The organism is Paenibacillus dendrobii (assembly GCF_009807035.1).
Taxonomy (GTDB): Bacteria; Bacillota; Bacilli; order Paenibacillales; family Paenibacillaceae; genus Paenibacillus_AQ; species Paenibacillus_AQ dendrobii.
Map to the genome: position 1 here is coordinate 111,662 of NZ_WUBI01000002.1, position 12,156 is coordinate 123,817.

5 protein-coding genes are annotated in these 12,156 nt (G+C 52.2%); all 5 read right to left on the minus strand.

The annotated features are described in order from the left end of the window. Positions 1-291: 291 nt before the first annotated feature. On the minus strand, positions 292-4,410 hold the full coding sequence (locus GRF59_RS14205) for a beta-N-acetylglucosaminidase domain-containing protein (RefSeq protein WP_160498384.1): 4,119 nt from the start codon (positions 4,408-4,410) through the stop codon (positions 292-294). A 223-nt stretch (positions 4,411-4,633) separates the two neighbouring features. Further along, the gene (locus tag GRF59_RS14210; protein WP_160498385.1) at positions 4,634-5,503 is read right to left on the minus strand and encodes a carbohydrate ABC transporter permease; all 870 of its coding nucleotides are present in this window, start codon (positions 5,501-5,503) and stop codon (positions 4,634-4,636) included. Between the two features lie 11 nt (positions 5,504-5,514). Then, the gene (locus GRF59_RS14215; RefSeq protein WP_237391829.1) at positions 5,515-6,432 is read right to left on the minus strand and encodes a carbohydrate ABC transporter permease; all 918 of its coding nucleotides are present in this window, start codon (positions 6,430-6,432) and stop codon (positions 5,515-5,517) included. Between the two features lie 127 nt (positions 6,433-6,559). Further along, positions 6,560-7,942 carry an extracellular solute-binding protein gene (locus GRF59_RS14220; protein ID WP_202128691.1) on the minus strand — a complete coding sequence of 461 codons (1,383 nt, stop codon included), beginning with the start codon at positions 7,940-7,942 and terminating at the stop codon, positions 6,560-6,562. Positions 7,943-8,160: 218 nt separating this feature from the next. Next, positions 8,161-12,075, minus strand: coding sequence for a glycosyl hydrolase family 95 catalytic domain-containing protein (locus GRF59_RS14225; RefSeq protein ID WP_160498386.1), 3,915 nt, complete (start codon positions 12,073-12,075; stop codon positions 8,161-8,163). Between the last annotated feature and the right edge of the window lie 81 nt (positions 12,076-12,156).

Below are 12,156 nucleotides of genomic sequence, written 5' to 3' on the forward strand. Positions count from 1 at the left end.
TCCGTCCATAAAAATAAGCAATCGTTTGTTTAGGCTTCGCGCTAAAGCATGGGTGCTATCCCAGATGAATGTTTTATAATGATGAATTTAGGTGACAAAAGCGAACGCTACGCTTCTACAGAACGATTCCGTCCCCTCCGCTACCTTCACTTTGTTAAAGCACCTTCAGTTCTAAACGCAAACTTTTTACTACTACTATATTAAAAAAATGTAGTGCCCCGTGTAAAGGCACTACATTTAAATAAGCATGATTTATGCGGTTTCGTCAAGCCAGGTCGCGTATCCGCCCTATTATCCGACGATTTTGCGGGCCACGAACGCCAGATCCAGCAGGTCGATCGTGCCGTCACCATTCACGTCAGCTCTCATAGCCTGGTGCCAATCCGGGCTCTGCGCGTTTTTGCCATAGTTGGCCGCGATAATCGCCAGGTCTCCGATCGAAATTTTGCCGTCCTTGTTCACGTCGCCGGGCACGCCAGGCTCCGAACTGCCTGGAGTAACTTCAAACGAATAGGTGGAAGGCAAAGCCTCTAACTCCTTCCCCTCGGCATCGCCAAGGACCGATCGTATCAACTTGATGCTGCCTGCCGAGGACTGTTGCACGTCCTTGGCCTTGAATGCTAAGGTCAGCAGCTGCATATCACCGGTAACCGCATGATCAGTTCCGGAGCTTGCCGCGATCATCCGGAATTCCCCCGGTATATCGTGTGTGGATTCCAATATCTCAAAGCCGTCTTTCGAAGAAGCTGCAGACTCAAACTCGACAAGGGCAGGGTCGTACGTCAGCTTCAGATCTGCAGCATACATGCTTCCCTTCACATTTTTGACGCCAAGATCTGCGGAAAACGATTGCCCCGCTTTCAATGAAGCCGGTCCGGCAAGCGACGTAGCGTTCTCCTCCGCAGGCTCCACTTCCCCGCCTGTGCCCGACAAAACGGGAATCATCTCGTGGATCCGGGGTAGCACGCTGCCGTTCCACTGAAGTTTCGCTTCCAAAATGCGGCCAAAGCCCGTCATGTCCACTACATTGTATGATTGCGAAAGCGTGCCTGCCGTATGCCAGCCTTTCTCATCCCTCACTAGCACCTCGGCATTTGAGATATTCGAAGGGCCCTGCAGAATGATCAACTTCTCCAGCTTCGAACCTGACGCAAGCTTGTAAGTCAAGGAACCAGCCCCCTCAGCAGCAGGCATGAAGAAGGTGGACAGCTTGCGGTCGATGGCCATGCCGGCTTCAAAACCGCTTTTGCCGGAAGGCTGAGAACCGATGGCCGGACTGCCGCTTCCCGGCTTTTCCATGCCTTCATTCACGATGATCTCATTTAATGCGAGCCAGGCATTGTTATTTTCGGTGGAGATTAACCGGATATACCGGGCCTGCTTGACGTTTGTGAGCGCCACTCTTTTATAACGGTAAGGAACTTCATGATCCGGGAAGCTCAAGGTCCGGTCTCCCGGATTGTTGAACGTGTGGATCGTTTCCCAAATCTGACCGTCGCGGGAGAGCTGCAAATCGCCCTTGCGGAAATAATCTCCCTCGCCGTCTCCGATGACGACAGCAACATTCTGAACGTCAACCATGCCTCCGAGATCCACCTGCACATATTTTCCCTTGGCCTGCCCGTCCCCGAACCAGGTTTTCGTATCGAGCTTGCCGTCATAAAGATTGCCGGCTGCGCCGGAATAGACGCTCGCATAGTTATGGCTGACCGATGCCGGAACAAATTTGGCCAATTTGACGAATAATCGGCTTAAATCAAAGGTGGTATCGGCCGCCCCGTTGTTGATGAGCCGAATGTAAGCAGCGCTTCCATATGGCCCGCCTGTCTGTACAGCCTCCCATTCTGTGCCATTCGGTGATGACTCCACAGCGATCCCCGTGCCGGAGTGTGCAATCGTCATTTCGTCAATTTGCTCGATCGACTTCAAACGGATACCGACATACTGCCCGGGCTTTAAAGTAATTTGGGTCAGTCCGCTTAGCTCGGCCGAAGTATCAGACGCCGAGACTGTCCGGTTTTGCAGCTCCGCGACATTCGTGTAGATTCCGGCCTTGCCCATAGATGCATTGACCGTAAACTCCCTCACCGCGGTCCACAGATCCGGCTTCCCGCCAGGGATGCCCGCATGCGTTAAGCGGTAACGGATATACCGCGCCTCGACGTCCAGACCGGCTGCCGCAATGTTGAAGCCGGAACGCTCTTCGCCAATCGGCATCCAATCGGCGCCGTTTACCGAAGTTTCAAGCATTCCCTTCTGGAAAATATCATGATCGGTATCGTTTCTGCCTTGAAGGATGGAGACATCGCGGATTTTCACCGTTTTACCTAAATCAAGGCCATACCAGTCGCCGTTTTTCTGAACGGTCTGTACATACATGTAGGTCGCCGGATCGCCGTCGATCATCCGTCCGATGTCGGAAGGCGAGCCATAAGAGGTTACCGGAACCGGGATAGCGTAATCGGGATCCATTGAAGTATAGATTTGGGCATCAAGCTTGTTGATCAGCTGCTGTGCAAATGGCACGAGCCGTTTGGCGCCTGCCTCTACTGTGACATCCGGAGAGTTGAGCTTTTTGATCGTATACGTCCTGGAATCCGCCAGCTCTGAGGAGGCTTTAGACAACTCCTCCCAGGCTGCCGCCGTATTTCCGCCCTCCAGAGCCATTGCGGAACGAACGGCCGCCTGGCCGGAAGAGGCTACGCCTTTCAGGCTTTTAAGCCAGGGATCGATCTCCTGCAGCATTTTCGGATTTTGCGATTTGGCCGTAAAGCCCTGGATCGCGCCCAAAATTTGGTCAAAGTCGTTGATCAGCTTCGTGCCGCTTGCCTGAAGCGGCTGGCCGCTCGCATATTTGCCCAGGAAATCCTCCAAATCCGCGCGGATATTCTCGGACTCGCCCACCTGAAGTCCATGGCCGCTCGGCGAGGGATCGCTCAAATGATAGGAAATCGTGTTCAGCTCGGATGCAGATTCGGGAGCGACGTATTTGAAGGAATTCAGCCAGCTGCTGTCCTGTTGGAAATCATCCACGTTCCAGGTGTAATCCGCTACCGCGAACAAAGCCACTTTCGACAGCTCCGCCCAGCCCATCGGGTTGGATACGACGCCTGAAATGTTGTGCGTACCCGGAACAAGCACTTCTCCTTTGCCAAGCATGAGCCGCGAATCCTTATAATCGTTTACGGGCCAGTTGAGCCACATGAAAGGATCGCGTCCGGTAAGGTTCTTCACCCATTGCATATCCGTCGTATTTACAGGGGCTACGACCCCTTTTCCCGTCCACATGATGTCCACGTTGGCCGGAACATTGGCGAGCGCCTGCAGATATGGCTTGCCGCCTTCGCCGGTCCAGCCCTGATTGTAGAACGGAGGGCAGTAAATCAGCGGCTTCACGTCCCCTTTGGCCCCGGCCCAATTGGCTACGTCCGTGATCAGCTTCACGTGCTTATCCTTATCGGTCAGGGACTGCGAAGTGCTGATATCGTCCATGAAGAGACCGAACTGCCTAACCCCGACACCATACAGCTGGTTCAACTTCGCAAGCAGGGTTTGCAGCTCCGCGTCGTAGTTGTTCCAATTAATCATATTGAAGCCGGGATGGATTGCCCATACGAAATGATTTTTCGTTTCGTTGCCGACATCGACAAGCTCTTTGATCTTGGCAAGCTCATCCGCCGGATACAGCGTCCTCCAAGCCGAATTATGGTATTGGTCGTTTTTCGGAGCAAAGATGTAAGTGTTCATTTTAAATCTGCCGCCAAACCGCATCAGGCTTTTCCGGTCCTCATTCGACCAGGGGAAGCCGTAAAAGCCTTCGATGAAGCCCCTCCACTTCGCATCCGAATAATCTTCGTACTTCACACTGTGCAGCGTTTGATTCGTCGTTTGATCCAAAATCAAGCCCAGCGTTTCCAGCGCATAGAAGGCAGCATCCGTATCCTTGCCAAGAACGGCAATCGTGCCTTTCGCTTCACGCGCTGCGTTTAAATCGAGGACATACGCATCTTTTTCATTAAAAAGGGTCGATGAGTACGGGATTCGATTGTTAAAATAGGCATCCGCATAGCCCTGCGATCCTTTGATGCCGATGACGACGTTGCTTTTGTCCACCGTGACCGCCGACGTTTCAGTGACCTGAAGGGATTTTTTTTCTAGCAACTTCCGAAGCATATTCCGCGTTGCCGTATCAATGCCTGACTCGAATACCACGTTGACCTGCGCGGTCAGGGTAAAGTCGGCACCTTGACTGCTCTGATGCTGGGGAATCGGATAGATGTCATACGTTCCGCCGGTGGCAGCGGCCTGGGGCTGTTCTTCTTGCACGGCTTTCGCTGCTCCAGCCAGATTCGTGAACAAGCCGGATACCAGCACAACGGCCACCAGCATCATCATGAGCCTCTTCGGCATAATAAGACCTCCTCGTTAAAATTGAGTTCAGCGATTACAGCACAAGCAGGTGTGCAAGCGCTGCCAAATCTTCAAGCCCTATGCTGCCGTCATGGTTCAAATCAGTGTCATCTGCGAACCGGCCCGAGCTTGGCCCTGCTAGATGCTGCTGCCGGGTAAAAGCAAACCGCAGGTTACGGCAAGTAACTTGCGTAATCCTTTTTCACAGACATCATTCGACCCCCTATCCTTTTAAAGCGCCAGCCGTTAACCCACCCGTGATTTGCCGTTGATAGATGATGTACATCACGATAACGGGTATCATCGAAATTGACAGCCCCGCGAACAAAGGCCCCCATTCGGTCCGGTACTGCATTTCCCCCTGCATGACGGCGATGCCTACGGGGATCGTATACTTCACCGGGTCATTGATCAGCACCGTGGCCATAATGTATTCGTTCCAGACCGTAAGGGCGTTCATGATGCCTACCGTTACAAGGCCAGGGGACGACAAGGGCAGCATGATCCGCAAAAAGATTCCAGAAAACGAACTCCCATCGATGGTGGCCGCTTCCTCCAGTTCCCTCGGCAACGTCTTGTAAAATCCCACAAGAAAGAAGATTCCCAGAGGCAAAATACCAATGGTTCCGACCGAATAGACCAGAGTCAAACCCAGAAGCGAATTCGACAGATGCATGTCGTTAAGCAGGAAAAAGAGCGGAATGAGGCCAAGAGTCGTCGGGATCATCATCGAGGCGACATAAATGAAATATAATATCCCCCTGCCCTTGAAAGGATATCTTGCCAGGATATATGCCGTCATCGAAGCTAATGCCAAAGAGAGGATCGTACTGCCTGCCGTGACTAGGATCGAGTTCATGAAATAGCTTCCGAAATGCGCTCGACTCCATACGTTGGCGTAGTTTTCAAAGTGCAGCACAGAAGGAAAATCCCATGGCTTGCCCAGCATGACCTGTTGGTTATTTTTCAAGGAAGTGACAAACGTCCAAAACACCGGGTACAGGACAATGATGGTCCACAGCAGCAGCAAAATCCGCACTACCGTTTTGGATATCCACAGCCCTGCCGGCTTGGAGCTAGCAGCTTTATTCATATGTTCCACCTCTACATTTCAATGGTATCCCGGCGCAAAAGCCGCTGCAGAATAAGCGTCGTGATGATGGAAAGAATCAGAATCAATACGCCAATCGTCGCGCCATAGCTCAAATGGAACTGCTTAAATCCCATCTGATACAGATAATAACCTAGCACTTGGGTATGATTGTCAGGCCCCCCGTCGGTCATGAGCTTGACGATAATAAATGAGCCGTTCAATGTCGTAATCACAATATGGATAATCGAGGTCTTGAACTGCTCCCAGATCAGCGGCAGCGTTATTTTCGTAAACTGCTTCCACTGTCCGGCACCATCGATGCTTGCGGCTTCGTACAGGGATGAGGGTATACCGAGGATCGAAGCAATAATGAGCAGCATATAAAATCCGATTCCCGCCCATACGCTTGGGGGAAGCAGCGACCACATGGCCAACCGGGAGTCTCCCAGCCAATTGGTCTCTACCGGATGACGCGTAAACAATGACAGAAAGGAATTCAAAAATCCAAGATGCGGGTTGTATATGAAGCTCCACAGCACGCCAATGACCGCAACCGAAATAATGTTCGGGAAAAAGAAGATCACCCGGTATAAGCCATACTCTTTCAGTTTCAGGCGCGTTAATGATACGGCAAAGAATGTGGCAAACAGCATGATCAAAATAACTTTCCAAAACACAAGAAAATAGTCGTTTTTGATAGCCGTTGGAATGACCTCATCATTCAGCAGATCTTTGTAATTGCCGAATCCGATGAAATTCATCGTCTCCGAGCCTCCGGACCAGTCAAAGAAGCTCAGGTACAATCCCCGTATCAGCGGGTAGATCGTAAAAATGCAAAACAGAATGAATGTCGGCAGCAAAAAACCGGCTATAAACCACCTGCGTCGCGCAGCGTATCCGGCTTTCAGCTTTTTATCCAGGTTCATCATAGCCTGACGTCCTCCCCAGTGATTTTAAAGAACAATCAGAGGTGCGCGAAAGGCCCTCTGATTGTTCAGGGATATAAAAGGAACCAAGATCCGTTCCATCTTCAGTTCCGTTGCCGATTGAAGACGGTTAACGGGATTTCGCGGCCGCTTTCTCCATACGTTCCATCCACTCTTCGGGTGCGATCGTTTTTTGCAGCAGCGCAATGGTCGCGTCATTTTCGGCCTGCTCTAAGTCCGCGTTAAGCTTGAATACAGGAGCTACGATGGTGTCTGAGCCGTTGAAGTATTTCATGGCAGTCTTGACGACATCGCTGGCACCGGATGATTCCAGATCCGCCTTGACGTTCATCAGCGCCCCGGTCAATTCCGCCCAGCGTACAGCCGATTTTTTCGTGAAAATAAATTCGATGAAAGCTTTGGCCGCCTCCGGATTTTTCGCCTTTTTGGCGATTGCGATATTGCTCGTGTATGGGATAGCTACGTATTTGCCGCCGGCATTTTGCATTACAGAAGGAATGAAGCCGAATTTGAAGCCTTGCGGAACATCCTTTTTCATTTCATTTTCCAGCCACAGGCCGTTTGGAATCATCGCATCCTTATGCTGCAGGAATAGCATTTGGGAATCCGTATGGTTAATACCGAAGGAAGCATTGTCAAAATAGCCCTTGTCGCGCATATCAACCAGCTTCTTCAGCGTTTTGGCGACGGCGTCGTTCTTGAACGAGCCTTCCTTGTTCGCTTCCTGATCCTTCAGAATTTGCGGATCGTCGCCATTCTCGGATACAAATCCGGAATTCAGCAGACCGCCCACGATATAATAAGGATACTTGCCTGTATGAATGTAAGGATTGATGCCGGCGGCTTTGATTTTGTCGCTGGCAGCGAGGAAGCTATCCCAATCTTTTGGAACGTCCCAACCCTTTTCGGTAAAGAGACTTTCATCATAGAACGTGCCCCAGGAGCCAAATACGAGCGGAATGGTATAGTTCTTGCCGCCATAGTCCTGCGGCGGTGCAATCAGCGGATCAGTGAGAGCCTCGCCGTCCACGTTTTTCGCCTGCTTCACCCAATCGGTAATATCCATCAGCTGATCGTCCTTGACCATTTGGGTTTCGTTCGAACCCGCTCCATCGATATAGACCACATCCGGCGGGTTGCCTTGAATCCATCGTGGTTTCATCTGATCGTTAATTTGGGAGCCTGCGGATTCCTTGATCTTCAGATCCGGATATTTTTTCTGGAATTCTCCGATCATTTCTTTCCACCAAGCATCACCGTAACCGCCTACGAAATACTGAATTTCAAAATCCCCCGTAATCTTCGGTTCATCCGCTTGCGTTTCTTTCGTTTCCTCCTTCGGCTTGTCTGCATCCGTTTGCGTTGCCGGCTGCGGTTCTGCCGCAGGCTGCGTTGTCGTCTCCTTCGTACCGCCGCCGCATCCTGCCAGCGATGCCAGTACCAGCATCAGCGCGATGCCACCCATTGTCTTTTTCCTAAGATTGTTGTTCATTCGCTTGCGTTCCCCCTAACTGGTTCATCATCATTTTCCTTGCCTGGAAACCCTTGTGGAACCTGAGTTTCCCTTAAGCTTTTTTCATTATACAGATCTTGGAAGCGCCTCCAAATGATCTATTTTGATGTGAAGATGATACTTTTTGTACTGATTTTTGGTGGAGGGAGGCAAAAAGGAGCATTGCGGTATCCGCAACACTCCTAGGTTTGTTCAGGTTATATGGACATTTGTCTGGCAACAGCGGCCAAATCCAACAGATCAATCCTTCCATCCCCGTTCACATCGGCTCGTTTGATCTGCAGCCAATCCGGGCTTGCGGAATCCTTACCGTAGTGAGCCGCCACGATGCCCAGGTCACCGATGCTGATCTTGCCGTCACCGTTCAGGTCGCCGGAAGTTCCGGGACCAGGTCCGCTTCCAGGCTCCACGTTTACCCGGATATCCGCGGCAGCCGCTTGCGTCTCTATGCCTTCGGCATTTCCGAGCAGCGCTTCAGTAATAGCGATCGAACCCGCGGTGGCGGTACCCACCTCTTTCGCCTTGAATGTCAGATCCATAACCTGCGCGTTTCCCGAGACTTCGTGCCCAGCCCCCTGACTGGCTGCGATCAGGCGGAGCTTACCGTCCCCTTCCTGGTTCGTCTTTAATATTTGGACACCTTCGTGTAGTGACTGGGCCGAAATGAATTCAAACGTACTAGGATTGAACTCAACCCGAATGTCCTGCGCAAACATCGCCACAGAAAGGCTGCTGAAGCCGATCTTGGCGGCAAAAGATTCTCCGCTGTTCACGGATTCCGGCGCGTTCAGCGTTGCGGTCGCCTGCCCTAGAACGGGCCCCCCTTGCGAAGGAACATACTCGAAATAGTCCACCATGGCGATCGTGTCCAGCGAGCTGCTGTTTTTTGTTCCCTTCACCACGATTTTGATCGTATGGCTACCCGGCGCAAGGTTCTTTTTCTCGAAAAGAAGCTGCTGCTTTTTCGTCGTTGGATCATACGCATCGATATTTTCAGCCGCCAAGGCTCCATCGATATAAACATCAATTTTGCCGTGGTTGCGCTGTTTGGCACTAACGTACCTGATTTCCGTTCCCGTAAAGGCGAACTCGGCGGTGGCGCCGGTTTGATTGCTGTAGGTTTCCGTTCCTTGATAATCCTCCGGGCTGTTGTAACGGTTCCAAGTCCCCGAATAAACGATCGCAGCATCACGGTCATCCACCTTGACCGGAGTTACAGGCGGCTGGTCGCTAGGCGCGATCCGGTATTTTTCTCCGGCTGCGGTAGCAAATTCGATCGTTTCCCCATTTTTCGTGTACGGAACGGTTTCTCCCGTGCTCAGGCGGGTCACCTTCAAATTGTTGAACAGCACCATATTCTTGTTTCGTACCTTCGCGGTGTTTCCTTTTTTGGAGGTCAGCACCGCTCCCGTCAGCTTCGAGCCTGCCCAGTTCATATCCACTTCGAATGCTCCGCGCGCGACAAGTCCCTTCACGTTTCCGTCAGACCATGCGGCAGGCATAGCAGGCAAAAGGTCGATGCTTCCCGTATGGCTTTGCAGCAGCATTTCCGCGATGCCTGATGTCGCGCCGAAATTACCGTCGATCTGGAAAGGAGGATGCGTATCGAACAGGTTTTGCAATGTGCTTCCCTTCAACTGCTCGCCGATCAGCTTGAGAGCCCTGTCCCCATCAAGCAATCGTGCCCATAAATTGATTTTGTTCGCTTTGCTCCAGCCCGTAGCCCCGTCTCCGCGGGCATTCATCGTGACTTTTGCGGCAGCGAACAAATCAGGTGTATCTACGGGATTGATGAGAGTTCCCGGATACAGGCCGATCAAATTTGAGATATGACGATGCTGATTGTTCGGATCATCGATGTCATTTTTCCATTCCTGCACCTGACCCCAGCGGCCAACCTTCGGCAGCGACAGCTTGCTTTTCTTCTCTGCCACTTCCGCCCGCATGCTTGCATCGATACCCAACGTCTCGCTGGCTTGAATGAACTGGGTGAAGAGCTGCCATACGAGTTCCTGGTCGTACGATACCCCAATTCCAACGTCACCCTGCTCCGGCGAGTAGGAGGGCGAGGATACGAGAGTGTCGTCCGAGTCGGTCACAAGATATTTGAGCCAAAATTGCGCCGCTTCTTTTATGATCGGATACAGCTTGTTCTGAAGAAGTTCCTTATTGCCGCTGAAGGCATAGTGATCCCAAACCTGCTCGGACATGAACGCATTAGCTGCCGGAGACCAGCCCCAGTAGAAATCGGAACCCGGAGCGGTATAGCCAAACGGATTGTTGACGGTGTGCACGACCCATCCGTCGCCTTGCATGCCGTGATGGCGCTGCGCGGTTTCACGGCCCGGAGCGCGGAGCGAGTCAATGTAATCGATATAGGGAATGTCCGTCTCGGCGAGATTGACCACTTCGGACGGCCAGTAATTCATCTGAATGTTGATATTCGTATGGTAGTCGCTGTTCCAAGGCGGATTATTGACCTGGTTCCACACGCCCTGCAGATTGGCTGGAAGCGAGCCTTCGCGGGATGACGCGATCAGCAGGTAACGGCCGTATTGAAAGAACAGGCTCTCCAGACTTCTCTTCTCCGCTTCGCTCGCTCCTGATTTGTATTGGTTCAGCAGCTCGTTCGTCGGAATCGAACCGGCCTGGCCGCCAAGATCGAGCGATACGCGTTCGAACAGGTTTTGGTAGTCCGCCAAATGTGCTGTGCGCAGCTGTTCATAGGTTTTGGCTCCAGCCGCATTTATATTGGCCGTGACCACTTCCTTCGGCGTTTTGGTGCTCTTGTAAGTCGGATAAGCATTGGCGTAATCGGTAGCCGCCGTCATGAGGATCGTTACGGAAGACGCACCGTTAATGCTCAGCTTCTTGTCCCCGGAAGTGACCGTACCTCCCTCGGCTTTCACTTTGAGCTGTGCCTCGTACGCCATTTTGTTGCTCGGAACCAGACCGCTGAGGACGAGCGTGTCGTTCCCCTGGGCTGCTACGGTATTCGATGGCTGAGCTCCGGTGAGACGCACGTCGAAGCTAAGCGGCTGCCCTCCTGCCGTAGTCAGGCGCATGACCATCGCTTTATCCGGGTAACTGAGGAAATACTCCCGTTTATACCGGACGTTGTTTTGCGTGTACGAAACGCGGGCCGTCGCATCGTTCAGACTCAGTTCCCGCTTATAATCGCTGACAGGCTGCTGCTCCCCTTCAGCTCCGAAGAGCTGCATCTCGGACAGCTGGATCTGGGTCCCTCCTTTACTCTCCAGATCGAACTTGTAGAACTTATAGGCTGCTGTATTGGAAAACGAGTACGATTTCTTCATTTTGCGCGAATCGAATTCCTCATTCGTACGCGTATCCAGCACCGTCCACTGCGTACCGTCATTGGAGCCTTTTAGCGTCCAGTTTCTGGGATCACGGTTCGGCACGTCATTGGCTGAGGTCATAGAATATCCGTTGACCACTTTCGCCGTACCATACTCCCACTGCACCCAGAACGGCGGTTTACCGTCTCCCGAATACCATTTTGAATCGACGGAGCCGTCCGTCAGCTTGCCGATGCCTTCGCCATATGCCGGATTATCCGAACTTGCCGTGACGGTGCAAGATGCGCTTTTGTCAAAATCCAGATAAATGTCCCCAAACGCTTGGTATGCACCAAAGGAGGAATCATTCGCGCCCATCACGCCTGTTATTTGTCCGAGCAGCGACTTGGCTTCGTTGACCTTTCCCTGCTGCAGCAGCTGCCGGATTTGATCCACGCTGGTTTGGGCGCCGTCTTTGATCCCGTATTTGTAATTGGAATCCGCCCCCGGACCTCCGCTCCACAGTGTCTTTTCATTAAATTGGATTCTCTCCTGCGCTACGCCCCCAAACACCATGCCTCCCATGTATCCGTTGCCGATCGGCAGCGCCTGGGTTTCCCAGTCGGTGGCCGGCTGGGTATACCACAGGGACAACGGGCCTGTATCCCGCGCGCCTGGCGCCGTTTCCGCATATACAATCGTTCCAACCCGGCCGCCCTCCGGCACCAGGGCACTCGTCAACAGCGATAAAGCCATGACGACGGACAGCAGCACGGCAGTTCTGGACAACAATGGACGAACAACTGCATTCATACGCCTTCCCCTTTCCATTTCAAATTGCGAAGCACTCATACCATGACTTGCCGCCTAAGGATGTATTCATTAAGGGTAGGC